The following is a 25,614-nucleotide window of genomic DNA, read 5'->3' as shown; positions in this document are numbered from 1 at the left end:
TTCGCGCTGCTGAGGACCCCGAGTTCGAGACCTTCTACACGAAGAACATTCTTCTGAACGAAGGCCTGCGCGCCTGGATGGCCCCCGCGGACCAACCGCACGAAAACTTCGTCTTCCCTGAAGAGGTTCTGCCCCGCGGCAACGCCCTCTGATCCAGATGGATTGACATCCCACGCCTGGCGTGGACACCTAGCGCCCCAAATGGGGCGCTTTTTTATTGCCCTAATCGAAGGTCAGATGTTCATGGACAAAGCCGCTGGGGTCCCACCAACCCAGATCGGCTGAGCGATAGGCCAGCACGTTGAACATGCCGCGCACGTGGTGATAGCTGATGTGGCAGTGGAAGGCCCAGAGGCCTGGGTGGATGGCATCAAAGGCAATGCGGCAGCTGCCGCCCTTGGGCACCAGCACGGTGTCGCGCATCGGACCGGAGAACGGCTGCCCGTTGATTTCGATCAACTGGAATTCATGGCCATGCAGGTGCATCGGATGGCCCATCGGGGTTTCGTTGCTGAAGACCATCTCCACCCGTTGTCCCTCCTCGACCCAGTAGGGATCGCGGTAGGGATAAAAGCGGTCGTTGAGGCCCCAGCGGTACTGCGGGGCGGGGCCGGTGAGCGCCACGGGAATGGTGTTGTCCGTCGGTTTCTTAGGGAGCGGTTGCTGTGCCCTGAGCTTCTTGTCCTGGGTGAAGTCCAGGCGTCCGGTCCACTGCTGGGTTTGCGGGGCCAGGTTCGGGATCGCCTGTTCGGGCGCTGTGCGTAGGACGACGCCACAGCGCAGGTTGCTCTGCTCTCCGCAGGCCAGCAGCGGGAAAACCCCCGGCGTCTCCGGCAGGCGGATCCGCAGGGTGAGCCGTTGGGCGATGGCCAGCTGGAACACCGAACCGCGGATCGGCTCCACCGGGTTGGCGTCGGTGCGCAGGAGTTCTCCCTCCAGTTCGCCGAGGTCCAGGAAGAAGTTCATGAAGGCGCTGGCGGCGATCCAGCGAATGGCCACGGTCTCCCCGGGTCGGGCCTCGATCACCTGGGGTGCGTCCAGGCTGCGCTCGTTGGCCAACAGGGCGTCATAGACCACATCCGGCAGCATCAAGCGCCCGGGTTTGCGCTGCCAGCTGAAGCGTTCGGCCGCTGCATCCCATTGCTGCGTGAGCAGGGGCCGAGGCTGCTGCCAATCGAAGTCTTGGAGCGAGCGGGCCATGGCGGTGTCGCCGCCCCTCTTGCCGGAGACGATGTTGCTGAGGATGGTGTTGGCCGGTGTGAAGCTGAAATCCCTCAGGGTGACCGTGACGGTTTGGTCCGCCCATTGCTCCTGTTCCTCGCTGAGGATCACGAAGGGCTCAGCGACAAAGCTCTGGGTTTGCAAGCCGTAGTGGGAATGCATCCAGAAGGTGCCGTTCTGCTGGAGCGGGTAATGGATGCGTTGGCGCTCCCCCGGCGGGATGGGGGGTTGGGTGACATAGGGCACCCCATCCATCGGATTGGGAAGGATCAGACCATGCCAATGAATGGTGGTGGGAACCGGAAGTCGGTTCACCAGCTCCAGATTGACGCCGGCCTCCCGGCTGGTGGTGTAACCCCGTTCCCCAGTGACCTGTCGAATGCAGCCCCGCTCCACTGGACGCCCCAGCACGGTGATGGGTGCGGTGGTGATTTCCAGAACGGTGGTGGCTGGATTGGTGGGCACCTGGAAGGTGGCCTGGCCGATGAATCGGCTCCAACTGCTCTTGGCTTGGGCCTGGGCTTGCTTGAGCAGCTCCAGTGCCGTGCCCCCAAAGGCGGCCCCCAGCAGTCCGAGCTGGAGTAAGGCGCGACGTCGCATCCGCAGCTGCTGTGCTGCTGGTTCTCTAGCCAGGGCGGGCGGTGTTGTCGCATCCGCAACGCCGTTCTTGGGTCAGCCTCGATAGGATTTGCGAGATCCGTTAGCAGTGATGTGGCGGCGCAGAACCCGTCGGGCGGAAGCGTTGCCGGATGCATTGCCGGCTAACAACAACCCCCACAGGAGGAGGTGCCCGTGTCCCACAGTTGTAAGAAGCAGGGTCTGCTGATCGCGGAGAACGCCGGCTGATTTCGGCGCCTCGTTCCTAGATCAAACGGTTCCGCGTCAGAGCGGACCCGGCGAGAGCCCCCGGTTCCTTTCGAGGAATCGGGGGCATCGTTTTGACTGGTGCCCTCAGCGTGATTGCGCGGCTCGGCTGAGATCCGGTTGGCGCATCAACGCCACGACCCCTACCAGGCAGGGGATGGCGAGGGTGCAGAGACGAAGCAGCAGCGTCACCGCCAGGGCCTGGGAGCGATCGGCCCCATAGAGCATCGCCAGGCCAATCGAGGTGGCCTCACTGGTGCCCAAACCGGCCGGCAGCAGCGAGATCACCCCGCCGAGGCCGGTCGCGGTGCGGATCACGGCGGTTTGGTGCAGGCTCAGCTCAACGCCCAGGGCGTGATAAAGCGCCACCAGCAGGCCTGCCTCGATCATCCAGCAGACGCAGGCCAGCAGGGTGCCGGCGATCAGGGGCTGGGGTTTCATCAACTGGCGCATCCGGCCCATGGCCAGCAGCGCTTCCCGCAGCAGCCGAATCAGGCCGTTCCAGCGTTCATGCAGGGGCAGGCTCTCGAGCCAATGCTCCAGACGCCGCAGGACCTGCGGGTGGGTCAAGACCCAGCCACCGACCCCGAGGACCGCCAGGCCAATCAGCATGGCGATCCAGACCTGCTCCCCAAGGCCCCAGCTGAGGACCAGTAGCGCACTGGCGAGATCCGCCAGGCGCTCGGCCAGGGTGATGCCCACACCCACGGTCAGCGGGAAGCCGTGGCGCCGCTGCAGCCAGAGGCCGCGCACCGCTTCGCCGCTGCGGCCGGGGGCGGCAATCAAGGCCAGGCCGGCGGCGTAGATCTTGGCGGCGGGTTTCAGGGGCAGGGGAAAGCCCAGTTGGCGCAGGTAATAGGACCAGCGCCCGATAAGCACCAGATGGCTACCCAGGCAGATGGCGGGCGCCAGGATCCACCAGCGCCAGTGCAGTTGGCCCAGGGTCGCGCTGACTTCCTGGATGCCAAAGGCCGTGGTCAGTCCGAGGTAAATCGCTAGGGCTGCGACCAACCCAAAGAGCCAACGGCGCCGCATCAGGGAATGAACCGCAACTTGCGGGCGGCATAGAGACACATCCGACCCAGGATCAGGCCCTCTTTGACGTGGGCGATGTTCGAGCTGCCGTAGCTGCGCTCTTGGTAGCGAACCGGGACTTCCACGATCTTTAGGTTCAACTTGCTGGCGCCAAACAGCAGGTCAAAGTCTCCAAAGGGGTCGAAGTCACCGAAGTAACTGCGACCGGCCTTGAGCCGTTCGTAGTCGTCCTTCCAGATCACCTTCGTGCCGCAGAGGGTGTCCTTGAGCCGTTGACGCAGCAACCAGGAGAAGGCGGCGGCAAAAAAGCGGTTGGCGGCCGTGTTCAGCGGCGGCATCGCCTCCCAGCTGCGGGGGTAGACCAGGCGGCAGCCGTTGACGAACTCCCCGCGGCCATCGGCCATGGCCTGGGCCAAGCGCGGCAGATCCTCTGGTCTGACGGTCAGATCGGCATCGAGGATCATCAGTACATCACCCTCGGCCTGATCAAATCCCAGCCAGACCGCATCGGCTTTGCCCTTGCCGGTCTGGCGAAATTTCTTCAGGCGCATGGGCCCCTGATAGGTCGCGCAGACCCGCTCGATCTCCTCCCAGGTGTTGTCGGAAGAATGCCCCTCGACAAAGATCACCTCGGTGAACCGGCCCAGTTCTGGCAACCGATCAATCGCCGGTGCGATGTTGCCTGCTTCGTTGCGGGCCGGGATGACCACGCTGACGCTGGGGTTCTGGCGCTGCTGACGAGCCGGCCGGGCCACCATCCAATGGGTCAGCCCCAGGTTGTCGATCAGCGGCAGTTGGCTCAGCCAACGGTTGGCTAGGGGTGTGAGCAGCGGAATCTGGCGGGGGATCAGGCAGCGCTGGCCCTCTTTCAGCACCTCCCAGCTCGCAAGATCCAGCAGGTTGCGGACGTCGTTGGGGGTCAGCCAGCTCTCGGGTGGTTGCGGTTGCCGTTGCCCCAGGCGCTCGGCGGCCTTCAGCAGCGGTTGCCAGAGCCAATTGTGGAAACTCACCACCAGGCGCGTGCGCGGGTGGCAGAAGGCCTCAAGCCGCTCCAGCACCCCTTGCACGTCCTGCAGCGTGTTCAGGGTGTTCGGCAGCAGGATCACATCAAACGGCTGGCTTTCGCCGATGGACGCCGGGGTCATCGTCTCGGCGTTGGTCGCCAGGATCCGCAGCTCCGGGTGCCGCTCACGGGCGACAGCGGCGACATCTGGATCCAGCTCGATGCCCACCCCATGGGCCGGTTGCAGATGGGCCAGCAGATCGCCAGTGCCGCAACCCACCTCCAGCACCCGCAGGCCCGGTGGCACCAGCAGTTGGTGCAGACGCTCAAGGTCGGCGTAATAGGTGCGGTTGCGCTGGCGGAACTGGATCTGCTGGCTCGGGGCGGTCATGAACGAAGCAGGTGGAGGGTCTGGGGCAGATCCAGGCGCAGGGCACTGGCCACGATGCGCAGGGTGCGCAGGGTGGAGTTGTTGGGGCTCATCTTCGCTGCTTGATCCAGCGCCACCTGCGCCTGGGCGGGCCGAAAGCGATAAAGCTCCACGACTCCAAGCCCCAGCAGTGCATTCGGATTGGAGGGATCCAGGGCCTTGATCTGGGTCAAGGTCTGGGCCGCATCGCCGGCGTGGCGCTGCAGGGCCTGGGCCAGAGCCAGGCTGTAGAGGTCATTGAGGTCCTTGGGATCCTCCGCAAGCCGGGCCCGCAGGATCGCCTCTGCGTCGCTCAGATAAACCTGCTCCGGGTCGCTTTGGTTGAGCTGGCCGACCTTGGAGAAGAGGCTGTCCAGTTCGCCGCGGCGCAGTTGTCCCCCCAGCTGACGCAGCAGGGCGACGCGGTTGGCCGTGCGTTCACCGGGATCGCCCTGCCCGGGTTGCAGCAGTACCGCTCGATCGGCCGGCAGCTGGATGGCCTGCCGCTGGCCATCGGCCTTCAGCAGCTGCAGCTCAGCGCTCCAGGCCCCGTCGCTGCTGGCATCGCCACTCAGGGACAGCTGTTGCTGAACCTCCAGGCATCCCTTCGGCAACCGCAGCAAGCCTTGGCCTAGGGCCTGGTCGGCTTCGCGCCGTTGCTCCCCCTGGCGGAGGGTCAGCAGCAGCTTGGATCCCTGCAGGGCGGTGCTGGGCCCTGAGACCCGGACGTCCAGCCCGCCTGGAATGGCTGTGATCGAGCCGCTGAGTTGGGCCGGGCAGGTGATCGCTGCGGTGCGCACGCTCAGTTCCTTGCGGCGCAGCAGTTGCGCCTGGCTGCCATCGGGCAGGGGCCAGCTGCCCACCTGCTCGAAGTGCGGTGAGTTCTGCAGCAGTTCGCTTTGGCGAGCCTGCCGTTCATCGCTCATCACCCCCTGGTCCCCGCCCTTACGCAGGAACCAGTCGAAGTTGCTGAGTTCTTCCTCCAGCCGCTCCTTGGGGGCCACGGTCTGGCGGGCGGCCAGGCGGAACTGCTGGCGCCGTCCCTCGGCTTCGAGGTTGAAGGCGTTGAGGCCTTCGCTGTCCGGAAGCACCGCCAGGGTCGAGAGCTGGTTGGGGCTGGTGCTGCGGACGCGGGCCACGATCGCCTCGATGGGCCAGCCCCCCTGGGGGTTCGGGCGATGGGGCGGAAAGCTGCTGAGCTTGGGCCCCCAGCCGAATTGGCTCCAGAGCGCCCCGAGCAGTGCGACCAGCACCAGCGCCCCCTGCCAAAGGGGTGCCCAGCGGCGCTCGACGCTGGCGACGATCAAGGACAAGCCAATGGCCAGCTGCGGCAGCAGGGGCAGGACGAAGCGGAAGTCCTTGCTGGTCATCAGGATGCAGATCAGCAGTCCCCCCAGGGGAAAGCTCAACCACCAGATCAGCCAGGCCTTGTCTGGGTTGAGTTGCGGTCTGCGCTCCACCAGCGCGATGACTCCGCCCACCAGCACAAGGGCCGTCAGGCTGCTGCCGAGCATCGCCGGCAGCAATTTCAGGTAGTAGAGCCAACCCTCCAGGCTGTTGGCCTCCAGGCCGTCCTGGTAGGCGACCCCCCACTGGCGCGCTTTGTTGATCGTGCTCAGGATCGTCAGCCAGTTCTGGCTGAACCAGGGCCAGACCAGGAGCCAGGCGATGACGCTTGATGAGGCGCCCTGCAATAAAGGTCGCCAGTGACCGCGGCGCGCCTCCCGCAGGCCCCCGATCAGGAGCAGCAGCAGGGGGAGCCAGAGCAGCACCAAGCCCGTCGGCCGGGTCAGGGCCACCAGACCCAGTCCGATTCCGCTGAGGACGGTCCAGAGCCAGCGACGGCCGGCTACAAACCACCGCCGCTGGCTCAGGATCCACCAGCTGCCGGTCATGACCGCCGTCAGGCTCAGGTCGATCAGGTAGTCGGTGCGTTGATTCAGCAGGGCCGGGGCTGTCGCCACAAACAGGGCGGCCCAGAGCCCCGCGCGGCGGCTGTGCAGTTGCCGGCCTTGGCCGTAGCAGCTCAGCAGCAGGATCCCGTTGAAGACGGCGCCGGAGGCCATGGCACTGCTGAAGCTCGGGCCGAGCAGCTGCAGAACGGGTGCACTGAGCACGTAGGTCAGCGGGCCGCGGTAGCTGGGGGCCTGGGCCCAGAGGCTGTGCCACCAGTCCCCGCTCCAGGGGGCCGGCTGGCTCAGGACCTGCCAGACCCCCAGGGCGCGGCTGAGGTGATCGCCTTGGTCCCAGGCCGGCGGGGCCTGGTGCTGCTGAATCCAAAGGCCGTCCAGCAGCAGGCAGAGCAGCCAGAGGGCCAGCAGTAGCAGGCCATCACGCCGGTTCAGTTGCCGCTGGGGCTGCGTACCAAGGTCCATGGGGCCAGATCATCGCCCGAGGCCAGGGGGATCAGCTCCCGATTGGCGGAATCCTGCAGGGCCGCTGTCTCAATCCAGGCCAAGCGGCCTGGCTCCAGCGCCGCCGCGCTCTCCACCTTTGCTCCCAACTGAGGAGTCCCCAGGGCCAGCAGGATCAGCTGGGCATGGGCCTGGCCGCTCAGGGGGCTGCCGCTGATGACGTCCACCGGTTCTGCGGCCACCAGCGGTTGGATCGCGCCGTCGCTGAGGGCCTGGCGCAGCGCTGGAGAGCGATCGCTGAACAGGCCCCCCTGCACCAGCAGGCTCAGGGCCAGCCAGGGGCCGATCAATACGGCGGCCAGGACGCGTTTCGGGGTCCGTTGCTGGGGCAGCAGCGCCCAGCTCAGGCCCAGGGCCAGGGCCGCAAGACCCAGCAGCGCTGGCGCCAGGGGCGGGATCTCGAGTTGGAGCAGGTTTCCGGGGAGTAGCACCAGCGCCCCGGCCAGGCAGAGCAACACCCCGAGGCCAGCGATGCTCCAGGCGATGGCCCGCGGCCGGGCGATGCCGGATTGCGCGAACAGTCGCAGGCCGCTGGCGGCCCAGATCGCCAGAAAGGGGCTGAGCTGCAGCCCGTAGTAGGGCGTCTTGGTGCGGAAGCAACTCAGCAGCAGCAGCAGGCCGAGCGGATAGACCAGCAGCAGCAGCCCCTGCTCCGAGCGCCAGCGCCTCTGGCCCCAGACCAGCCCTGCGATGGCCACCAGGCTCCAGGGCGCGCAGTTGGCCGGGATGTTCCAGAGGTAATAGAGGGGGCCCGCGCTGTAGACGTCGCTTTCCGAGAGGAACAGCAGCTTGTCCAGCAGTCCTCCGACGACGCCAGCCCCGTAGTGCTGCAGGCTCATGCCCAGCCAGAGCCCCACGGGCAGCCAGCCCAGCAGGAGCCCGGACCAGAAGGCCGCCGAGCGCAGCAGGACACGCCGCCGCAACAGCAGTAAGGGCAGCAGGGCCAGCACCGGTAGGGCCACCATGAAGCCCTTGATCAAAAAGGCTGGTCCCAGCCAGGCACCCGCGGCGAAGCTCCAGCCGCGGGACCTGTTTTCTGCTCGAAGCAAGGCCAGGGCCCCCAGCAGCTCCAGTGCCAGTAGGGGCATGTCTTGGCTGGCCAGGTGGGCGTAATTAACAAAGAGTGGCGTGAGCGCCAGGACGGCGGCACTCAGCCAGCCCAGTCCTGGGCCCAGCAGGCGATGGGCTAGGCCTGCGGTGAACGCCAGAGCCAGGGCTGCCGCCAGCAGCGAAGGCAGGTGCGCGGCCCAGCTGCTGGCACCGAAAAGCTGCTGGCTGCTGGCGATCAGCCACTGCACACCGACCGTGCGATCAAACAGCGGTTGATCCCACCAGAGGGGCGCCAGCCACTGACCGCTCTCTTGGATCCAGCGGGCCTGGAGGGCGTAGTACCCCTCGTCATGGGCCAGGTAGCTGCGGGGCGCAACGCTGAGCAGTAGCGGCACAAACGGCAAGGCGGGCCACCACCAAAAGAGTGCGTTGGTATACAAAAACAACCCTGCTTTGTATCGCTTGTTACTAGTCATTGCAGGTTGTGGCACACCCGATGTTTCTGGTTGGGGGGTCGGTTCCGCATCATCACCGGGGGCCTTGTGCCCTTCTCCTCGTTTTGGTGTGAGGACCAATGAAACTGTTCCAGAAGCTTCTTCTGGCGCCTGCAGCTCTGGGCCTTCTGGCTCCTGTTGCTGCAAACGCCGCTGATGTCAACATCGCTGGCCTGAGCCAGTACGGCACTGAAGAGCAGGTGACTTCGATCACCCAGTTCTCCGACGTGCAGCCCACCGACTGGGCTTATCAGGCACTGAGCAACCTGATCGAGCGCTACGGCTGCGTCGCTGGCTACCCCAACGGCACCTACCGCGGCAACCGTGCGATGACCCGCTATGAAGCGGCCGCACTGCTGAACGCTTGCCTCGACCGGATCACTGAAGTGACCGACGAGCTCAAGCGCCTGATGAAGGAATTCGAGCGTGAGCTGGCTGTGCTCCGCGGCCGCGTGGATGGCCTCGAGGCCCGCGTGGGCGAGCTGGAAGCAACCCAGTTCTCCACCACCACCAAGCTGAGCGGCATCGCCACTTTCGTTGTTGGTGCTAACAGCTTCAGCGGCACCAACAACCGCCAAGCTGACAAATTCATCCCCTACACCCCGGCCTACAACAAGGCCAACTACGGGGCTACGACGTTCAACTACGACGTCCGCCTGATCCTTGACACCAGCTTCACTGGCAAGGACCTGCTGCGCACCGTTCTGCGTGCTGGCGACTTCAACGGCACCGCCTATTTCAACGGTCTGACCGCCCTGGAGACTGCCTTCCAGTCCCCGGCAGCTGACAACGTGGTTGCCATCAACCGCTTGTTCTACAACTTCCCTGTTGGTAAGGACTTCAGCGTCACAGCTGGTGCAAAGGTCCGTGTGGACGACGCCGGCATGCTTGGCATGTGGCCCAGCGTCTACCCCGCTGACACCGTCCTCGACTTCTTCACCTACGCCGGCGCTCCTGGTGCCTACGACCTCGATGGTCTCGGTGGCGGTTTTGGTGCTACCTACAACAACGTTCTGGGCATGGAGGGTGTGACCCTCTCCAGCAACTATGTCTCCATCAACTCCAGCAACGGCAATCCCAATGCTGGTGGTCTGATGACTGACGGTGCTAGCTCCGTCAGCGTGACCCAGTTGGCCTACACCGGTGGCAAAGCACCCCTCGTGGGCGGCAGCGCCTGGGCAATCGCAGCTGCTTACACCTACAGCCAGAACAACTCGCTGTTCATTGCCACCCCTCTGGCCTTCAATTACGGCGGCACTGGCAGCACCAACAGCTTTGGTCTGAGCGGCTACTGGGTTCCCGAGAACACCGGTTGGATCCCCTCGGTCAGCACCGGTTGGGGTACCAGCTCCTTCCAGAACGGCTTTAGTGGCACTGACAGCTGGGCCAAGGCCCAGTCCTGGTATGTCGGTCTGCAGTGGCCTGACACCTTCGTGAAGGGTAACGATCTGGGCATGGCCGTTGGTCAGGCTCCGTTCATCACCAGCGCAGGCAAGGGTGATTTTGCTGCTGCTACCGGTGTGAACACCCCGTTGGACTCCAACTACATGTGGGAGTGGTGGTACAAGTTCCAGGTGACCGACAACATCACGGTGACCCCGGCTCTCTACTACATCAACAACTACGATGGTATGGCTGGCAAGTACAACACCAGCAATGGCAATTACAACGCCACCAACAAAGTGTTCGGCGGCCTGCTGAAGACCACCTTCAAGTTCTGATCCAGAACGCTTGGCGGCCTCTCCTCACGCACATGGCCTCTTCGACCCCGGCTTCGGCCGGGGTTTTTTCATGAAAAAATTTCTGAGGAGGGCTGCGCATAGCCGGCCCCCAGGCGTGCTTCTTGATCGAGAACAGGTTGCCAGCTGGCACATGCACTGTTTGCGGAGATCAGTTTCTTGATCACTTTGTATCTGCGATCACATTTGGTCGTATTCCTCGTTTTGGTGTGAGGACCAATGAAACTGTTCCAGAAGCTTCTTCTGGCGCCTGCAGCTCTGGGCCTTCTGGCTCCTGTCGCTGCAAACGCCGCTGATGTCAACATTGCTGGCCTGAGCCAGTACGGCGCCGAAGAGCAGGTGACTTCGATCACCCAGTTCTCCGATGTGCAGCCCACCGATTGGGCTTATCAGGCACTGAGCAACCTGATCGAGCGCTACGGCTGCGTCGCTGGCTACCCCAACGGCACCTACCGCGGCAACCGTGCGATGACCCGCTATGAAGCGGCCGCACTGCTGAACGCTTGCCTCGACCGGATCACTGAAGTGACCGACGAGCTGAAGCGCCTGATGAAGGAATTCGAGCGTGAGCTGGCTGTGCTCCGCGGCCGCGTCGACGGCCTCGAGGCCCGCGTTGGCGAACTGGAAGCAACCCAGTTCTCCACCACCACCAAGCTGCGTGGTCAGGCCACCTTCGTGCTGGGCGCCAACAGCTTTGGCGGGACTCAGTACCCCAATCCGGTTTCAGTTCAGACTCCTGGCCGTGCTCCTTACGGCATTTCGGTTGATCCCAGCCGAATCGGCTACAGCGTTCAGCCCAACGCTTCCGGCCTGTCAGGCATGTCCCAGTACGAGGACGAGTTCGGCACGGCTCAGTACAACCGTCGTGACATCGGTGCGACGACCTTCAACTACGACGTTCGCCTGAACCTCGACACCAGCTTCACCGGTAAGGACCTGCTGCGCACCACCCTGCGTGGCGGCAACTTCTGGGGTTCCCACAACGCCTATGCCAACGGCCTGACCACCCTGGAAGTGGCGGTGAATGAACCCACCAGCCCCAACGTGGTGGAAGTCAATCGCCTCTTCTACAACTTCCCTGTCGGCAAGGACTTCAGCGTCACCGTTGGTGGTCTGGTCCGCATGGATGACGCCGGCATGATCGGCATGTGGCCCAGCGTTTACCCCGCTGACACGATTCTCGACTTCTTCACCTTCGCTGGTGCACCTGGTACTTACAACACCAACGGCCTTGGCTCTGGTGCGGGTATCACCTGGAACAACGTCCTCGGCGTCAAGGGTTGGACCCTGTCCACCAACTACGTCGCCACCAACGGCAATGTTGGTAAGCCGTCGGAAGGCGGCATCATGACCCAGGGCTCCAGCAGCACCTCGGTCACTCAGCTGGGCTTCACCGGTGACAAGGCTCCCTTGGTGGGCGGCAGCTCCTGGGGTATTGCAGCGGCCTACACCTACAGCCAGAACCTGGAGATCGCCTCGGGTACCCCCCTGGCTCTGTACTACTCCGATAGTGGTATGGGCGTCGGCGACGATTCCTCCAACAACTTCGGCCTCAGTGGCTACTGGGTGCCTGAGAAGACAGGTTTCATTCCTTCTGTGAGCGCCGGTTGGGGCATCAGCACCTTCAACATGAGCCGCACGAACGTGCTGGCTTCATCCACCTCACCTCAGGCCAACTCCTGGTACGTCGGTCTGCAGTGGCCTGACACCTTTGTGAAGGGCAACGATCTGGGCATGGCCGTTGGTCAGGCTCCCTTCGTGACCCGTGGCGCTGGTGGTCAGTACAACAGCTTCTGGGGAACGAGTGGCAACCTCGACTCCAACTACATGTGGGAGTGGTGGTACAAGTTCCAGGTATCCGACAACATCACCGTGACACCGGCTCTGTACTACATCAACAACTACGGCGGTCAGGTCGGTCGGATCAACTACTCGAACGGTCAGTACAACGCCTCCAACAACGTGTTTGGCGGCCTCGTGAAGACCACCTTCAAGTTCTGATCCAGAACAACTGGGGCTCTCTCCTCACACTTAGGGCCCCACTTTCTCCTCGCACATCGTCCTCAAAGACCTCAATCAACCCCGGCGATCGCCGGGGTTTTTTATTGCCTTGATCGCAGGATGTGAGCGCTGCTGTCCAGTGGCGTTGCATTTGATACCTCGCCGCGTGCCCTCTGCTGAGGATCCGCGCTGGTCGGCGAATAGGGTTGCGCTCCGTCCCCTTAGTTGGGGCCCCTCGTTTGGTGTGAGGACCAATGAAACTGTTCCAGAAGCTTCTTCTGGCGCCTGCAGCTCTGGGCCTTCTGGCTCCCGTTGCTGCAAACGCCGCTGATGTCAACATCGCTGGCCTGAGCCAGTACGGCCCCTCTTTTGCGTCAGGCAGAGCAGCCGAGCAGGTGACTTCGATCACCCAGTTCTCTGATGTGCAGCCCACCGACTGGGCTTATCAGGCACTGAGCAATCTGATCGAGCGCTACGGCTGCGTCGCTGGCTACCCCAACGGCACCCACCGCGGCAACCGTGCGATGACCCGCTACGAAGCGGCCGCACTGCTGAACGCTTGCCTCGACCGGATCACTGAGGTGACCGACGAGCTGAAGCGCCTGATGAAGGAATTCGAGCGTGAGCTCGCCATCACCCGCGGCCGTGTCGATGGCCTCGAGGCCAAGGTTGGTGAACTGCAGGCCACTCAGTTCTCCACCACCACCAAGTTGCGTGGTTTTACTCGATTCGTTGTTGGTGCGAATAGCTTCGCCGGCACGAATACGGCCGCTGGTGATGTGGGAACTCCCTACACAACGGCGTTTAAAAAAGCGAATCGTGGAGCCACCACGTTTAACTACGACCAACGCTTATATCTCGACACCAGCTTCACCGGTAAGGACCTGCTGCGCACCCTCTTGCGTGCCGGTGATTTCCAAGAAAGCGCCTACAACTACGGTCTGCTCAAGCTCGATCCGGCCTTCCAGGAACCGGCTGGTGCCAACGTCGTTGGCGTGAACCGTCTCTTCTACGCCTTCCCTGTGGGCGAGAAGCTCAAGTTCAACGTTGGTGCTCGGGTGCGAATCGACGACCCCGGCATGCTCGCCATCGGTGTGCCCTCGGTCTACAAGCCGGGTCTGCTGGACTTCTTCACCCGCGCGGGCTCACCGGGCGTCTACAACAAGAGCGGTTTCGGCGCCGGCTTCGGCGGCACCTACAAAAAGCTGCTCGGCATCAAAGGCCTCGCCATCAGCAGCAACTACGTCTCCGCAGACGGCTCCGACGGCAACCCCAGCACCGGCGGCATCATGACCAATGGCTCCAACAGCGTCTCGGTGACGCAGTTGGGCTACCTGGGTCAGAACACCCCGCTGATCGGTGGTAACTACGCCATCGCTGCGGCCTATACCTATGGCCAAAACTCCAAGCTGCACCGCGCCACCCCCTACGGCTTCGATGTGGGTCGCACTGGCGCCAACAACAGCTATGGCGTCAGCGGTTACTGGATCCCCGAGAACACCGGTTGGATCCCGACCGTGAGCCTCGGCTGGGGTTCCACCAACTCGGAGAACGCCACCTTCCGCGGTATCCCTTACCGCACCGATAACTGGGCCAAGACCCAGTCCTGGATGGTTGGCCTGCAGTGGAACGATGCCCTGCGCAAGGGCAACAAGGCCGGCATGGCCGTCGGTCAGGCCCCCTACGTGAGCGACAACGGTGGCGGCTCCATTGGCACCGTCGCTGGCGCCAGCACCCCGATGGACTCCAACACCATGTGGGAGTGGTGGTACGAGTATCAGGTCTCCGACAACATCTCGGTCAAGCCGGCGATGTACTACATCAACAACCTCGACGGTCAGTACGGCAAGGTCAACACCAGCAGCGGTGCGTACAACGCAAAAGACAACGTCTTTGGCGGCCTGGTGATGACCACCTTCCGCTTCTGATTGTCCTCAGATCACCCCTGGCCCTCCGCCTTTGGCGGGGGGCTTTTTGCTGTTTAAGGATGGGTGCAGCTCTGGCCTGAGATGCATGCCCCAGTCCGCCCGCGATCCCTATGCGGTGCTCGGTGTGGCGGCTTCAGCCAGTGGCGCGGAGATCAAGGCGGCCTACCGGGCCCTGGTCAAACAGCACCACCCCGATGCCGGGGGGGATGAAGAGGCGATCCTGGCGATCAATGCGGCCTGGGAGGTCCTGCGGGATCGGGAGCGCCGCGCTGAACACGACCGCCACCGCGTCGTCAGCAGCCATGAATCCACGGTGCGCTCCGCAGCGGCGGGCCGGGCGGCCCGCAAGGCCACGGCGGAATCAGCTCGCGGTGATGAGGCCCTGCTGCTCTGGCTGCAGACGGTCTACGGACCCATCGATCGCTTGCTGGGTCAGGTCATCAATCCCTTTCCTGCTGAATTCAAGGCGCTCTCGGCCGACCCCTACGACGACCAACTGATGGAGGCCTTCTGCAGCTACCTCGAGCAGAGCCAGGCCAAGCTCGGGAAGGTGGAGACGCTCTATCGGTCGATGGCCGCACCGGCCTCAGCCCAGGGCTTCAGCCTGAGCGTCTACCACTGCCTCTCCCAGGTCAAAGACGCCGTGGTCGAACTGGAGCGCTACACCATGGGCTACGTCGACAACTACCTCCACGACGGCCGTGAGATGTTGCGGGAAGCCAAGCAACGGCGCACCCGGTTGCAGGCGGAGCGCCGGCGACTGGACCTCTAGTTGAAGACTTCCAGCTGATCCAGCCGCAGCCAGACATCGGGTACCGGACGGCGATAGCGCAGTTGGGCGTAGTCCCCCTTCACCAGTAGCACCTCAGCCGGGCCCTCGAAGAGATAATCCGGTGCAGTGGTGTCGCTGGCCTTGGACTCCAGGCTGCCGCCGTAGGCCGCGCGATTCACCTTCACCAGGGCCCCTTTCTTGATGGCGGTCGCTTCGGCCATGGCAATGAGGTCGGGTAGCCGCCAGGCTAGTTCCCGCTCGGAGTTCCAGAGGGTCCCTAGCCTTGGCCCCAGTTCAAGGGCTCTGGGCGCGTGCGGATTCTGCTGGTGGGGTGCAGTGGTTTTGTCGGCCGGGCCTTGGTGCCGCAGCTGCTCGCGGCGGGCCATCAATTGGTGCTGCTCAGCCGCTCCAGTGCACCTCTGGCGGCCGTGCAGTCCCCCCAACTGCAGCGTCTTCAGGCGGACCCCGCTCAGGCGGCCACCTGGCAGTTGCCCGCGGTGCAAGAGGCCCTGGCCTCCAGTGAGGCGGTGATCAACCTGGCGGGTGAGCCCATCGCCGAGAAGCGTTGGAGCGACGCCCACCGGGCCCTGCTCAGCAGCAGTCGTATCAGCACCACCCGTGCCCTGGTGGCTGCCATGCAGGCGCTCCCCGAAGGCCAGCGCCCCCAGACCCTGATCAGTGGCTCGGCCATCGGCTACTACGGCACCAGCGAGACCGGGCGCTTCAGCGAAACCAGCCCCGCGGGCAGTGACTTCCTGGCCGGGCTCTGCCAGGCCTGGGAGCAGGAAGCCGAGGCGGCCTCAAGCTTTGCTCGCGTCGTGGTTCTGCGGATCGGGATTGTCCTCGGCGCCGACGGCGGTGCCCTGGGCAAGATGCTGCCGGTCTTCCGGATGGGCTTTGGCGGACCGATTGGCAACGGCCAGCAGTGGATGAGCTGGATCACCCGCCAGGACCTCTGCCGCCTGATCGCCGAGGCCCTGGCCAATCCCGCCTATCAGGGGGCCTACAACGCCGTGGCCCCAGCCCCCTGCAGCATGGCCCGCTTCGCGGCGGCCCTCGGTCAGGCCCTCGGGCGCCCCAGCCTGCTGCCGGTGCCAGCGCCGATCCTGCAGCTGCTGCTCGGCGATGGCGCCAAGGTGGTGCTCGAAGGTCAGCAGGTCCTGCCGGAGCGCCTGCAGCAGCAGGGTTTTGTCTTTGAAGACGGGGAGCTCAGCGCTGCTCTCGAGCGCGCCACCACTTGAGCGCCCAGCCCAGGATTCCGCTGAGGATCGCCGCTCCCATCAGTAGTCCGATGGCTGGGGTGAAGAGCGGCTCCCAGAGGGTCTGAAACAGGTTCAGGGGCGCCTCGATGCCGCGGCTGTGGCAGACCACCGCCACCCCAAACCAGATGGCGCCGGCGATCACCACGAAGACGTCCGCCACCAGCACCGCATCCAGATAGCCCTTGAGGCGTTGGCCGGTGCTGGGGGGTGTCGCTTCAGCCATGGCGCTGCGCCAGACGCTCCAATAAATCAGCGCTCATCTTGGCGGCACCGCCGCCGCTGCCGATTCGCTCCTCGCCAAGCTGCCGCAGTTCCTCATGCCAGCGCTGATCGCTCAGCAGCCGGTTCAGCAGTTGCTCCAGCAGCTCAGCCGTCCCCCGCAGTTGCGCCTCGCTTCCCCCACTGCCGGGAGCACAGAACAGTCCTGGCCCCAGCAGACGCCGCTGGGCCTCAGCGAAGTTCTCGGTGAATTGCGGCCCCTCTCCGACGAGCTGCAGCACCGGCTTGCCGAGCCCCACGCACTGCTCGGCGGCGGTTCCGGTCATCGAGAGCAGCAGGTCGCACTGTTGGATCACAGCGGCGAAGCGCCCCCATTCCAGTTGCAGGTGCAAGGGGCCCCGCTGCAGGCTGCAGCGGCTGCTGCTCTCGAGTTCCAGACGCCAGCCCAGGCGACTGGCCAGGGGGGCGACCTCCTGGGGCGTCAGTTTTCCCACCAGGGCAGCGTGGAGTCCCAGCCGTTGCGGCGGACGCAGGGCTTCAGGCAGGCGCTCGAGCACCCGCAGCATCAGCTCGAGGTTGTGCAGGGCCTCCGGCAGGCGGCTGCCGGGCAGCAGCCCCAGCCGCTGGCGCGGGGCACCGGCGAGGCCTTCGCTGGCGCCCAGGGCCCCATCAAAGAAGGGGTTGCCAAAAAACTGCACCGGCCGCTGTAGCTGCTCACTGAGGTCGCTGGCGGTCAACTGATCGCGGCTGTAGATCGCCAGCGAGCGCTTGGACTTGAGGCAGCCTCCGCAGGGCCAGGGCAGTTGTAGGCGTCCCTCGTAGTGACTGGAGTAGGCCACCAGGTACGTCGCCGTCGGCCGGCGGCTCAACCAGGCCGCCAGCACCGGGATGACATCGCCCACCACCAGGATCAGGTCGTAGCGATGGCCAATGCGCAGCAGCAGCAGTAGCCGGCTGAGCAGGTAGAGCACCTGCCCTTGTACGACCTCGGTGATGCGTCCGATCAGGCTGGTGTATCCCAGGCCGCCGGTGCTGTATTCGCGGGTCTTGCCTCGGGTGGTGATGCCCGCCTGGACGTAGGCCTGGCCGTGGCCCACCAGGGGCAGGGCTTCAACGCTGCAGCCCTGCTGTTGGAGCGCTGTTCCGATCAGGGCGCCGCTGAGGTCTTCGCCGTGGCCGTTGCTCAGCAGCAGAACGCGCCGCTGACCCTGCTGAGCCATCAACCGTGCAGCCAAGCTTTGACCTTCTGCAGGGCCTGCCAGTCGGGGCGACGGGCCAGGCCATCGGCGATGGAGTTGTCCAGTTCTTCGCCGATCTCAGGGGCCATCAGCCGCACGCGCTGAACCAGCTCGATGTGCTCTCGAACGCCTTTGACGTTGTTTTCGAGCATCGCCAGGCTCAGGTTGATCCGGGCCTGGGGGTCCTGGGGGTTGAGCTTGACCGCCATCCGGGCCGAGCGCAGGGCCGTTTGCGCCTGGTTGTCCAGCAGTTGCAGCCAGGCCAGGCAGGTCCAGCCCGCAGACAGCCGAGGGTCCTGTTGGGTGATCTCCTGGAAACTGGCGATCACCTCAGACAGCGGAGCGCCCTCGTTGTAGCTCTTCAGGGCCTGCTCAAACAGAGAGGGCGCGTCAGTGGCGGTCATGGCGGAGGGCGTGCCGTTTCGTGAGCTCAGATTCGCACCCGAGGGGGATCAGACTGCGAAGGAGCTGCCGCAGCCGCAGGTTTGGGTGGCGTTGGGGTTGGTGAAGTTGAAGCCCCCACCGATGAGCGCGCTGGAGAAGTCCAGCTGCATTCCATAGATGTAGAGGAGACTCTTGGGGTCGCTCACCACGGTGAAGCTGGGGGCGCCGCTGGGCTCGTAGATGTAGCGCTCATCGTCCTCGCGGATCTCGCTGCCATCGATGAAATCCATCGTGTAGCTCATGCCGCTGCAGCCGCCGGAGCGCACGCCGACGCGGAGCACCTTCCCCTCCCCTTGGGCCGGAAGCAGGGTGGCCAGCTGCTTCATCGCCGGCTCGGTGATCAGGATTCCCTTGCCGTCCTTGCCGGTGTGGGTCGCGACTGGAGTGGCGGTCTCGCTGGTCATCGGGGCCATGCCTATGCCCCCACTGTATGGAGGCTCTCCTCCCCCTGCCGAGACGCCCGTCTCCATAGAGTCACCCCATTCGTGGGAGAACAAGGGTGCGGGTCGCCATCGTGGGTGCGGGTCTGGCCGGATTGGCGGCGGCGGTGGATTTGGTGGAGGCTGGCCACCAGGTGGACCTCTATGAGGCGCGCCCGTTCATGGGCGGCAAGGTCGGCAGCTGGGTGGATGACGGCGGCAACCACATTGAAATGGGCCTGCACGTCTTCTTCTTTAACTACGCCAATCTCTTCGCCCTGCTGCGCAAGGTTGGGGCGATCGACAATCTGCTGCCCAAGGACCACACCCACCTGTTCGTCAATTCGGGTGGGGACCTGCGGGAACTGGATTTCCGCTTTGCCCTCGGCGCACCGTTCAACGGCCTGAAGGCCTTCTTCACCACGCCGCAGCTCGACTGGCTGGACAAGCTGCGCAATGCCTTGGCCCTGGGCACCAGCCCGATCGTGCGCGGCCTGGTGGATTACGAGGGGGCGATGAAGGTGATTCGCGACCTCGATCGCATCAGCTTCCAAGAGTGGTTCCTGGGCCACGGCGGCAGCGAGCAGAGCATTCGCCGCATGTGGAATCCGATCGCCTATGCCCTCGGCTTCATCGACTGCGCGGCGATCTCGGCCCGCTGCATGTTGACCATCTTCATGATGTTCGCGGCCAAAACCGAGGCCTCCAAGCTCAACCTGCTCAAGGGCTCACCCCACCGCTGGCTCACCGGCCCGATCCTCGAGTACATCCAGGAGCGAGGCGCGCGCTTGCATCTACGCCACCGGGTCACCGAGGTCCAGTTCGAAGAGGTCGCTGGCGAAACCCGTGTCACCGGCTTGACCCTCGGCACCCCTGACGGTGATCTCAAGGTCGAGGCCGACACCTACCTGGCGGCCTGCGACGTCCCTGGTATTCAGCGGATGGTGCCTGAGTCCTGGCGCCGTTGGCCCCTGTTCGACAACCTCTACAAGCTCGAGGCAGTCCCCGTCGCCACGGTCCAACTCCGCTACGACGGCTGGGTGACCGAACTGGGTGATTCCCCCATGGCCGAGGCCGCCCGCCGCGATGTGGCCCGTCCTGCTGGTTTGGACAACCTGCTCTACACGGCGGATGCGGACTTCAGCTGCTTCGCCGACCTGGCCCTGGCCAGTCCGGTGGACTACCGCAAGGAGGGGGTGGGTTCCCTGCTGCAGTGCGTGCTGACCCCTGGTGATCCCTGGATTCCCAAGAAAACCGAGGAGATCGTCGCGGCGACCGACGCCCAGGTCCGGCGCCTGTTCCCCTCGGCCAAAAACCTGAACCTGGTCTGGAGCAACGTCGTCAAGTTGGCCCAGTCCCTCTACCGCGAGGCCCCGGGGATGGAGCCCTACCGCCCGGATCAGACCACGCCGGTCACCAACTTCTTCATGGCCGGTAGTTACACCAAGCAGGACTACATCGATTCGATGGAAGGCGCCACCATGAGTGGGCGTCTTGCCGCTGCCGCGATCCTGGGTCGTCAGGCGGAGCTGGCCACCAATGCATCCGTTGCCTAGAGACCATGGGCCGTTGGCTTGAACACAGCGTCACCACCGAGGTGAAGGCCCCCGCCGAGCGGGTCTGGGCGGTCTGGAGTGACCTGGAGGCCATGCCCCGTTGGATGAACTGGATTGAGTCCGTCACCACCGAAGACGGGGACCCCGATCTCACCGACTGGACCCTGGCGGCCCAGGGATTTCGCTTCCATTGGAAGGCGCGGATTACTGAGCGCGTGGAGGCCCAACAGCTCCATTGGGAATCTGTCGGCGGCCTACCCACGAAAGGGGCCGTTCGCTTCTATCCCCAGGGCGGCGAGAGCACGGCCGTGAAGCTCAGCGTCAGCTACGAGCTGCCGGGGGTGTTGGCACCGCTGATGGATGCCTCGATACTTGGAGGGATCGTGACCAAGGAGCTCCAGGCCAACCTGGATCGCTTCCGCGATCTCGTCCAGAGCGGCTATGGCCAAGAGGCGCACTAACCAACTGATTGCGGTCCTGCCTGTGCTGCTGGCCTTGGCGGCCTGCGGCACAGGCGAGAGCAGCACGGGGCCCTCTGCCCCGGGAGCGGCGATTCCGCCAGCCCGCGTCTCAGAGCCGACGCCGCTCACCCCATCGCCGGGCTTCATCGCGATGCCGAGCGCCCAGCAGGTGGTTCAAGCCCAACCCCATGGCCGCGTTGACCCCTTCGCACCGGTCACGGCTGCGCCGGCAAGCACCCCAAACGAGACCCCCCAGGCGGATCTGCAGCTCACGGGCCTGATTGGCAGTGGCCGCAGCGCCCAGGCCTTGGTCTCCCTGGGTGGCCAGAGCGGCACGGTCTGCATCGGCCGCCAGGGCCTCTGCCCGGGCTCCGGTCTGCCGGCGCTGCTGCCGCCGGGCTGGACCGTGACGGGCATCGATCTGGGGCGCGGTCAACTGCGCCTGAACCAGGGCGGTCAGCAGCGGGTGCTCAGTCTTTAAGGGCGAGGGCACAGGCGGCCACGAGCCCATCGAGGTCATGGGGGTTGGCTTCCGCATCAACGCGCCCCAGGAGCGCTTGGAGTGTTTTTGAGGTTTGCGGGCCAATCGAAATCAGTCGCACCTGCTCAAGCGGCTCCCTCCAGTTCTCGCCGAACTGCTGCTCCAGCAGTTGGATGGTGTGTTGCACGGTCTTGCCGCTGCTGAAGGTGATGGCATCGACCCGTCCCTCGGCCAGGGCCGTGGCGGTGGCCGCCGGCAGCGTTTCGGGGCAGCGCGATTCGTAGGCCGCCACTTCCACCACCCGTGCTCCGGCCTCGCCGAAGGCTTCCGCCAGCAGGGTCCGTCCACCGCTCTGGACCCGCGGCAGCAGCAGCCGGAGGCCCCAGCCGGAGACGGGGAAATGCTCAATCAGGCTGTCGGCGACGAAGGCCGGCGGCACGAAATCAGCGGCTGCTCCCAGCTCGTCGAGGCGCGCCGCTGTTTTGCGGCCGACCGCGGCGATCTTGAGGCTGCTGGGCCGCCGGGCCAGGCTGCTGCCCTGGCGCTGCAGCCGCTGCTCCACGGCATCGACCCCATTGCTGCTGGAGACGATCAGCCAGTGGAACTCCTCGAGCTCCGCCAGGGCGTCATCGAGGGGGCCCCACTCATCGGGCGGGCCAATCACCAGGGCGGGGAGATCGAGGACGCTGGCTCCCGCCTGCTCGAAGAGCTGCCGCGCCGTCCCCAGTTGCTGCTCAGCCCGGGTGACCGCGATGGTGCGTCCCTGCAGCGCCATCCCTCAGCCCTCGAGCTTGACCAGTTCTCCGGCTTGCTTGTGCAGCCGCTGGGCCTCCTGGGTGCGTCCCTGGTCAATCAGCAGTTGGATCGCCTCACGGAAGCTGCCGCGGGAACCATCGATGTCGCCGCCCAGCAGCAGGGCGACGGCTAGGTTCTGGTGGGTTTCGGCATGGCCGGGATTGACTCGTTTGGCTTCGCGGTAGGCCTCCAGGGCCCCGGCGAGATTGCCCTGTTTGCGGCGGATCAGGCCGAGGTTGTACCAGCCCAGGCCGATCTCAGGGGCGACGCGGGTGGCGCGGGCGCTGAGGGCTTCCGCCTCCTCCAGTTGTCCGAGCTGCAGCAGCAGCGCCGAGAGGTTCAGCTGGGCCGCCAGGTTCAGCCGAGGAGCCAGGGGGATCTCTAGGGCTTGGCGGTAGTAGCGCTCCGCTTGCTGGGGGTCGCGGCTGGCTTCCGCGAGGGCCAGGTGCAGCAGCAGCTCGTAGCGCTCGGGTTGGGCTTCGCTTGGGCAGTTCGCCAGGCCCTCCTGCAGCAGCTTCAGGCCTCGCTCGAGGTTGCCTTCGGCGACCTCCAGGCTGCCCAACTTGGCGCAGGCATAGGGGTCGCCGGGACGGCTCTGCAGCTCGGCCTCCATCGCCTGGCGCAACCGCTCGGGTTTGTTGCCTTGAGCCAAGAGCTCTGGGCGGTAGCCGTCGTGATCGATGGCGGGCTCGGAGCAATCGGCGATGCGCCACTGCGGCTCCTCCTTGAGCAGTTCCGCGACGCTGTCGTCAATCATCGAGTGATAGGCGCGGCTCCAGCGGATGCGCGGATGGCGGCGGAAGAGCCGACTGACGTTGGAGTAGGGCGATTGGATCGCGCCGCGCTCGTGGCGCAGCAGGTTGATCACCAGCACATTCGGTTGCGCCATGAGGGCCCGCAGGGGCTTCCAGGCCTCCGGTTTGAGCCGTTCATCGGCGTCCAGCACCAGCACCCAGTCGCCTTGCACCATCTCGAGCGCTTGGTTGCGGGCGGGGGCAAAGTCCCCGGGCCACTCGATCTCCTCCACCCGGGCACCGGCGGCCTGGGCCAAGGCGACGGTGTTGTCCTTGGAGCCGGTGTCCACCACCACCAGCTCATCGGCGAAGCCTTGGACGGACCGCAGGCAGTCCTCGATTTGTCCGGCTTCATCCCGAACGATCATCGAGAGGCTGAGCATGGTGGGTGCCGGCGGCCGCAGAAGACGGCCCGAGGCTAGTGGCAGTGGCTCGCTTAGTCGGTAAAGCCGCCCTCCAGTGCCGCCTCGGGCAACCCCAGGGCCGCGAGCACCTGGGCCTGGGCCTGGGGCATCTGAGCCGGGCTGTAGGCGGCGGGTAGATCCGGCGGCAGGAGGGGTTCGAGGGCCTGCCAGAGGTAGGGACTTCCGTAGACCGCCAGAGCCGCCAGGCGCTGGGCCGCGAGCAGTTGCCGCACCACCTGGGGCCAGGGTTCATCGCCGCCGGCACTGCCGCGGAAGGGATTCCCCCGCACCAGCAGTTGCAGCAGGACCGGGCCGTCCGGCAGGCGATCCAAGGCCAGGGGTGCCTCGGGGTCTGGGCCCCAGGGGCTGGGGCTACGGGCGTCGATCAGCCGTGCCTCGTAGCCAAGGGCGGCGGGCCGCAGCAGGGCCGGAGCCACCAGGGGCAGCTGCGGCGCGTTGAGTTGGTTGTCCAGCCGGATCAGGTTCAGACCCGGTCCGGGGGGCAGCTGGACCGGTCCTTGGCGAATCAGGCTGAGGGCGAGCAGTTCAGCGCTCAGCTGCCGCTCCCCTGGGCTGATCAGCTGCTCCAGCGGTTCCTGGGCAGGCGAGCAGCGCGCCAGGGCCTCACGGCGTCGCTGGAGGCTGGCGTCCACGCGCGCTTGGCTGATCCGGCCGCTCTGGACTGCGTCCACCAGTCCATTGAGCGCCTCCTGGGCCTCGGCGGGCATCAGGATCAGATCAGCCCCCGCTTCAAAGGCCAGAACGGCCGCTTCGGCGCTGCCGTGGTGCTGGCTGATCGCCTCCATCACCAGCGCGTCGGTCACCACCAGGCCTTGGAAGCCCAGGTCCCCCCGCAGCAGCTGAGTCAGGACGGCCTTGGACAAGGTGGCCGGGCGCTTGGGGTCCAGGGCCGGCAGGCGCAGGTGGGCGGTCATGACCGAGGCGACCCCAGCGGCAATCGCCTGTTGAAACGGCGGGAGTTCGATCTGATCCAGCCGCCCTCGGTCGTGGGGCAGCTCGGGTAATTCCAGGTGGGAGTCGCAGCTGGTGTCGCCATGGCCGGGGAAGTGCTTGGCGCAGGCCAGTACCCCTTCGCCCTGGCAGCCCCGCACAAACGCCGCCGCCAGGGCCCCGGCCGTGCGCGCTGTTTCCCCCCAGGCCCGCACGTTGATGACCGGGTTGCTTGGGTTGTTGTTGACGTCGCAGACCGGCCCCAGGACCCAGTTCAACCCCAGCAGTCGCGCCTGCCGGCCGGTGCAGCGGCCGTAGCCCTCGGCCAGGGCCTCGGCCCGTTGCGGCTCCCGCTGATGCAGTGCGCCCAGGGCCAGGGGCGGAGCCAGCCAACTGGCGCCTTCAAAGCGCTGGCCGACCCCCTCCTCCACATCGGCGCAGAGCAGTAGCGGTTCATCGGCCCAGCTTTGGAGTTGCTCACAGCGCAGCCGCAGCTCTTCGGCGCTGCCCCCCAGCAGGATCACCCCGCCAACGCCTTCAGCCAGGAGCTGGCGCAGCTCTGCGTTGCTCAGTTCCCAGCGGGGATAGCGGCGTTGATGGTCCCGGGCATGGCCGCTGCCGCGAACCACCAGCAGGCTCGCCAGCTGCCGCCGGAGCTCAGAAGCCTCCATCCTCCTGTTGGCCGGTGCCTTCAGGAACCTCGCCGCGCTCTAGGCGCTTCTCCTCGAGTTGGTTGAGCAGACCGAGCACCGAGGTGCCCTTTTCGATGCCGCGATCCAACTGGAAGATCACCTCGGGGGTGCGGCGCATGTTCAGGCGACGGCCGAGCTCCCCTTTGACGTAGTTCGAAGCCGAGCGCAGGCCCTCGAGGGCTTGCTGCTGCACCTCGGCGCTGCCGTAGACGCTGACAAAAATCTTGCAGTGCTGGAGATCGCCGGCGACATCCACATTGGTGATGCTCACCATCCCCAGGCTGACCCGCTCGTCCTTGATGCCGGTGACGAGGAGTTCACTGACCTCCCGCCGGATCAGAGCGGCCACGCGTTCTACGCGACGACCTTGCGCCATGGCTATGCGATGACCTCTGGAGTCACCATGGCACGCAGGATCAGGGTCAGGCTCAGCAGACCGCTCACCAAGGCGCCGATCAGGGCGACGGCGGTGACGGGATTGCTGCGGCGCTGGGCCAGGGGTTCCAGGACGGAGTTGGCGACGCCAAGCCCGAACGCGATCAGATAGCGCGGATAGCGCGTGACGTTCAGAAAAAAGTCCCGCATGGGGGCTGGGGCGCTGATCAAAGAGTGCTGGCTACTCTGCCGCCAAAGGGGCACTCGCTGCCGCGCGATCCGATCGATTGATGCTGGAGCTCCATCAGTTCCGCCATTCCGCCTTCTGCGAGAAGGTCCGTTTGGTGCTCGCCTTCAAGCAGCTGAGCTTCACCCCCATTGAGGTCACGCCCGGTGTGGGTCAGGTGGACCTCTACCGGCTGTCGGGGCAGCGCCAGGTGCCGGTCCTGGTTGATGGCAGTGAGGTGATTGCCGATTCCACGGCCATCGCCCTGCACCTGGAGCAGAAGCACCCTGATCCGGCGCTGCTGCCCAGTGATCCGGCCCAGCGGGCCCAGGTGATGCTGCTGGAGGACTGGGCCGACACGGCCCTC

The 25,614-nt window shown here is 65.3% G+C and carries 24 protein-coding genes and 1 pseudogene; 10 read left to right on the top strand and 15 right to left on the bottom strand.

Annotation, left to right across the window (positions count from 1 at the left end; translation table 11 throughout):
* Window positions 1-152: pseudogene (locus CB0205_RS15615) on the top strand (photosystem II D2 protein (photosystem q(a) protein)); the annotation flags it as partial.
* A gap of 70 nt (window positions 153-222) precedes the next feature.
* On the opposite strand, the gene CB0205_RS0100980 reads toward CB0205_RS15615, so the two are convergent.
* The 5 genes from CB0205_RS0100980 to CB0205_RS0100960 all read right to left on the bottom strand — a co-directional run bounded on the left by CB0205_RS0100980 (window position 223) and on the right by CB0205_RS0100960 (window position 8,436).
* A complete protein-coding gene (locus CB0205_RS0100980) occupies window positions 223-1,821 on the bottom strand; it encodes a multicopper oxidase family protein (RefSeq protein ID WP_010313271.1) in 1,599 nt (532 codons plus the stop codon).
* A gap of 351 nt (window positions 1,822-2,172) precedes the next feature.
* Window positions 2,173-3,120 carry a lysylphosphatidylglycerol synthase transmembrane domain-containing protein gene (locus CB0205_RS0100975; protein ID WP_010313269.1) on the bottom strand — a complete coding sequence of 316 codons (948 nt, stop codon included), beginning with the start codon at window positions 3,118-3,120 and terminating at the stop codon, window positions 2,173-2,175.
* Complete coding sequence (locus CB0205_RS0100970; protein ID WP_010313268.1) at window positions 3,120-4,514, bottom strand: glycosyltransferase; 1,395 nt, start codon at window positions 4,512-4,514, stop codon at window positions 3,120-3,122. The genes CB0205_RS0100975 and CB0205_RS0100970 overlap by 1 nt, the downstream gene beginning before the upstream one ends.
* Window positions 4,511-6,907: a glycosyltransferase family 39 protein gene (locus CB0205_RS14075; RefSeq protein WP_010313264.1), complete on the bottom strand. Its 2,397-nt coding sequence runs from the start codon at window positions 6,905-6,907 to the stop codon at window positions 4,511-4,513. The genes CB0205_RS0100970 and CB0205_RS14075 overlap by 4 nt, the downstream gene beginning before the upstream one ends.
* Window positions 6,874-8,436 (bottom strand): glycosyltransferase family 39 protein, encoded by a 1,563-nt coding sequence (locus CB0205_RS0100960; RefSeq protein ID WP_010313261.1) that lies wholly within the window; start codon window positions 8,434-8,436, stop codon window positions 6,874-6,876. The genes CB0205_RS14075 and CB0205_RS0100960 overlap by 34 nt, the downstream gene beginning before the upstream one ends.
* Before the next feature lie 134 nt (window positions 8,437-8,570).
* Between CB0205_RS0100960 and CB0205_RS0100955 the strand changes: the two genes are divergently transcribed.
* From CB0205_RS0100955 to CB0205_RS0100940, 4 genes are all read left to right on the top strand, one after another.
* On the top strand, window positions 8,571-10,211 hold the full coding sequence (locus CB0205_RS0100955) for an iron uptake porin (RefSeq protein WP_010313258.1): 1,641 nt from the start codon (window positions 8,571-8,573) through the stop codon (window positions 10,209-10,211).
* Between the two features lie 237 nt (window positions 10,212-10,448).
* The gene (locus CB0205_RS0100950; protein WP_010313254.1) at window positions 10,449-12,230 is read left to right on the top strand and encodes an iron uptake porin; all 1,782 of its coding nucleotides are present in this window, start codon (window positions 10,449-10,451) and stop codon (window positions 12,228-12,230) included.
* A gap of 254 nt (window positions 12,231-12,484) precedes the next feature.
* Window positions 12,485-14,158, top strand: coding sequence for an iron uptake porin (locus tag CB0205_RS0100945; protein WP_010313252.1), 1,674 nt, complete (start codon window positions 12,485-12,487; stop codon window positions 14,156-14,158).
* Between the two features lie 85 nt (window positions 14,159-14,243).
* Window positions 14,244-14,930 (top strand): J domain-containing protein, encoded by a 687-nt coding sequence (locus CB0205_RS0100940; RefSeq protein ID WP_010313250.1) that lies wholly within the window; start codon window positions 14,244-14,246, stop codon window positions 14,928-14,930.
* Here CB0205_RS0100940 and ndhO read toward each other — a convergent pair.
* The gene (gene ndhO, locus CB0205_RS0100935) at window positions 14,927-15,151 is read right to left on the bottom strand and encodes an NAD(P)H-quinone oxidoreductase subunit O (RefSeq protein WP_043705145.1); all 225 of its coding nucleotides are present in this window, start codon (window positions 15,149-15,151) and stop codon (window positions 14,927-14,929) included. The genes CB0205_RS0100940 and ndhO overlap by 4 nt on opposite strands.
* A gap of 90 nt (window positions 15,152-15,241) precedes the next feature.
* On the opposite strand from ndhO, the gene CB0205_RS0100930 reads away from it, so the two are divergent.
* Complete coding sequence (locus CB0205_RS0100930) at window positions 15,242-16,171, top strand: TIGR01777 family oxidoreductase (protein WP_029626008.1); 930 nt, start codon at window positions 15,242-15,244, stop codon at window positions 16,169-16,171.
* Here CB0205_RS0100930 and CB0205_RS0100925 read toward each other — a convergent pair.
* From CB0205_RS0100925 to CB0205_RS0100910, 4 genes are read right to left on the bottom strand one after another with little or no spacing between them, the layout of a single operon-like run.
* Window positions 16,140-16,415: a hypothetical protein gene (locus CB0205_RS0100925; RefSeq protein WP_010313244.1), complete on the bottom strand. Its 276-nt coding sequence runs from the start codon at window positions 16,413-16,415 to the stop codon at window positions 16,140-16,142. The two genes, CB0205_RS0100930 and CB0205_RS0100925, sit on opposite strands and share 32 nt — an antisense overlap.
* Window positions 16,408-17,631: a lipid-A-disaccharide synthase-related protein gene (locus CB0205_RS0100920; RefSeq protein WP_010313243.1), complete on the bottom strand. Its 1,224-nt coding sequence runs from the start codon at window positions 17,629-17,631 to the stop codon at window positions 16,408-16,410. Before CB0205_RS0100920 ends, CB0205_RS0100925 begins: the two co-directional genes overlap by 8 nt.
* Entirely contained in the window at window positions 17,631-18,053 is a 423-nt protein-coding gene (locus CB0205_RS0100915) for a hypothetical protein (RefSeq protein WP_010313241.1), read from the bottom strand. Before CB0205_RS0100915 ends, CB0205_RS0100920 begins: the two co-directional genes overlap by 1 nt.
* A gap of 48 nt (window positions 18,054-18,101) precedes the next feature.
* Complete coding sequence (locus tag CB0205_RS0100910; RefSeq protein ID WP_010313238.1) at window positions 18,102-18,497, bottom strand: iron-sulfur cluster assembly accessory protein; 396 nt, start codon at window positions 18,495-18,497, stop codon at window positions 18,102-18,104.
* A gap of 95 nt (window positions 18,498-18,592) precedes the next feature.
* On the opposite strand from CB0205_RS0100910, the gene zds reads away from it, so the two are divergent.
* The 3 genes from zds to CB0205_RS0100895 are packed head-to-tail and all read left to right on the top strand — an operon-like array spanning window position 18,593 to window position 21,010.
* The gene (zds, locus tag CB0205_RS0100905; RefSeq protein ID WP_010313236.1) at window positions 18,593-20,068 is read left to right on the top strand and encodes a 9,9'-di-cis-zeta-carotene desaturase; all 1,476 of its coding nucleotides are present in this window, start codon (window positions 18,593-18,595) and stop codon (window positions 20,066-20,068) included.
* A gap of 5 nt (window positions 20,069-20,073) precedes the next feature.
* Window positions 20,074-20,529 (top strand): SRPBCC family protein, encoded by a 456-nt coding sequence (locus tag CB0205_RS0100900; RefSeq protein WP_010313234.1) that lies wholly within the window; start codon window positions 20,074-20,076, stop codon window positions 20,527-20,529.
* The gene (locus tag CB0205_RS0100895) at window positions 20,510-21,010 is read left to right on the top strand and encodes a hypothetical protein (protein ID WP_010313232.1); all 501 of its coding nucleotides are present in this window, start codon (window positions 20,510-20,512) and stop codon (window positions 21,008-21,010) included. The genes CB0205_RS0100900 and CB0205_RS0100895 overlap by 20 nt, the downstream gene beginning before the upstream one ends.
* On the opposite strand, the gene CB0205_RS0100890 is transcribed toward CB0205_RS0100895, so the two are convergent.
* From CB0205_RS0100890 to CB0205_RS0100870, 5 genes are read right to left on the bottom strand one after another with little or no spacing between them, the layout of a single operon-like run.
* On the bottom strand, window positions 21,000-21,785 hold the full coding sequence (locus CB0205_RS0100890) for a uroporphyrinogen-III synthase (protein WP_010313230.1): 786 nt from the start codon (window positions 21,783-21,785) through the stop codon (window positions 21,000-21,002). The genes CB0205_RS0100895 and CB0205_RS0100890 overlap by 11 nt on opposite strands.
* Before the next feature lie 3 nt (window positions 21,786-21,788).
* The gene (locus CB0205_RS0100885; RefSeq protein WP_010313228.1) at window positions 21,789-22,982 is read right to left on the bottom strand and encodes a glycosyltransferase; all 1,194 of its coding nucleotides are present in this window, start codon (window positions 22,980-22,982) and stop codon (window positions 21,789-21,791) included.
* A gap of 53 nt (window positions 22,983-23,035) precedes the next feature.
* A complete protein-coding gene (locus tag CB0205_RS0100880; RefSeq protein WP_010313226.1) occupies window positions 23,036-24,625 on the bottom strand; it encodes a glycoside hydrolase family 3 N-terminal domain-containing protein in 1,590 nt (529 codons plus the stop codon).
* On the bottom strand, window positions 24,612-25,022 hold the full coding sequence (gene rbfA, locus CB0205_RS0100875) for a 30S ribosome-binding factor RbfA (RefSeq protein WP_010313225.1): 411 nt from the start codon (window positions 25,020-25,022) through the stop codon (window positions 24,612-24,614). The genes CB0205_RS0100880 and rbfA overlap by 14 nt, the downstream gene beginning before the upstream one ends.
* Before the next feature lie 2 nt (window positions 25,023-25,024).
* Entirely contained in the window at window positions 25,025-25,231 is a 207-nt protein-coding gene (locus CB0205_RS0100870; RefSeq protein ID WP_010313223.1) for a DUF751 family protein, read from the bottom strand.
* Window positions 25,232-25,311: 80 nt separating this feature from the next.
* Here CB0205_RS0100870 and CB0205_RS0100865 point away from each other — a divergent pair.
* Window positions 25,312-25,614, top strand: a 303-nt coding sequence (locus CB0205_RS0100865) for a glutathione S-transferase family protein (protein WP_010313221.1), incomplete at its 3' end; no start/stop codon positions are given.

Source organism: Synechococcus sp. CB0205 (assembly GCF_000179255.1).
Lineage (GTDB): Bacteria > Cyanobacteriota > Cyanobacteriia > PCC-6307 > Cyanobiaceae > Vulcanococcus.
This window is presented reverse-complemented; position numbering and strand designations above follow the sequence as displayed.

Coding starts and splice junctions, on each gene's coding strand:
- CB0205_RS0100980 (WP_010313271.1), bottom strand. CDS start 1,821: ATGCGACGTCGCGCCTTACTCCAGCTCGGACTGCTGGGGGCCGCCTTT.
- CB0205_RS0100975 (WP_010313269.1), bottom strand. CDS start 3,120: ATGCGGCGCCGTTGGCTCTTTGGGTTGGTCGCAGCCCTAGCGATTTAC.
- CB0205_RS0100970 (WP_010313268.1), bottom strand. CDS start 4,514: ATGACCGCCCCGAGCCAGCAGATCCAGTTCCGCCAGCGCAACCGCACC.
- CB0205_RS14075 (WP_010313264.1), bottom strand. CDS start 6,907: ATGGACCTTGGTACGCAGCCCCAGCGGCAACTGAACCGGCGTGATGGC.
- CB0205_RS0100955 (WP_010313258.1), top strand. CDS start 8,571: ATGAAACTGTTCCAGAAGCTTCTTCTGGCGCCTGCAGCTCTGGGCCTT.
- CB0205_RS0100950 (WP_010313254.1), top strand. CDS start 10,449: ATGAAACTGTTCCAGAAGCTTCTTCTGGCGCCTGCAGCTCTGGGCCTT.
- CB0205_RS0100945 (WP_010313252.1), top strand. CDS start 12,485: ATGAAACTGTTCCAGAAGCTTCTTCTGGCGCCTGCAGCTCTGGGCCTT.
- CB0205_RS0100940 (WP_010313250.1), top strand. CDS start 14,244: ATGCCCCAGTCCGCCCGCGATCCCTATGCGGTGCTCGGTGTGGCGGCT.
- ndhO (WP_043705145.1), bottom strand. CDS start 15,151: ATGGCCGAAGCGACCGCCATCAAGAAAGGGGCCCTGGTGAAGGTGAAT.
- CB0205_RS0100925 (WP_010313244.1), bottom strand. CDS start 16,415: ATGGCTGAAGCGACACCCCCCAGCACCGGCCAACGCCTCAAGGGCTAT.
- CB0205_RS0100920 (WP_010313243.1), bottom strand. CDS start 17,631: ATGGCTCAGCAGGGTCAGCGGCGCGTTCTGCTGCTGAGCAACGGCCAC.
- CB0205_RS0100915 (WP_010313241.1), bottom strand. CDS start 18,053: ATGACCGCCACTGACGCGCCCTCTCTGTTTGAGCAGGCCCTGAAGAGC.
- CB0205_RS0100910 (WP_010313238.1), bottom strand. CDS start 18,497: ATGACCAGCGAGACCGCCACTCCAGTCGCGACCCACACCGGCAAGGAC.
- CB0205_RS0100900 (WP_010313234.1), top strand. CDS start 20,074: ATGGGCCGTTGGCTTGAACACAGCGTCACCACCGAGGTGAAGGCCCCC.
- CB0205_RS0100895 (WP_010313232.1), top strand. CDS start 20,510: ATGGCCAAGAGGCGCACTAACCAACTGATTGCGGTCCTGCCTGTGCTG.
- CB0205_RS0100890 (WP_010313230.1), bottom strand. CDS start 21,785: ATGGCGCTGCAGGGACGCACCATCGCGGTCACCCGGGCTGAGCAGCAA.
- CB0205_RS0100885 (WP_010313228.1), bottom strand. CDS start 22,982: ATGCTCAGCCTCTCGATGATCGTTCGGGATGAAGCCGGACAAATCGAG.
- CB0205_RS0100880 (WP_010313226.1), bottom strand. CDS start 24,625: ATGGAGGCTTCTGAGCTCCGGCGGCAGCTGGCGAGCCTGCTGGTGGTT.
- rbfA (WP_010313225.1), bottom strand. CDS start 25,022: ATGGCGCAAGGTCGTCGCGTAGAACGCGTGGCCGCTCTGATCCGGCGG.
- CB0205_RS0100870 (WP_010313223.1), bottom strand. CDS start 25,231: ATGCGGGACTTTTTTCTGAACGTCACGCGCTATCCGCGCTATCTGATC.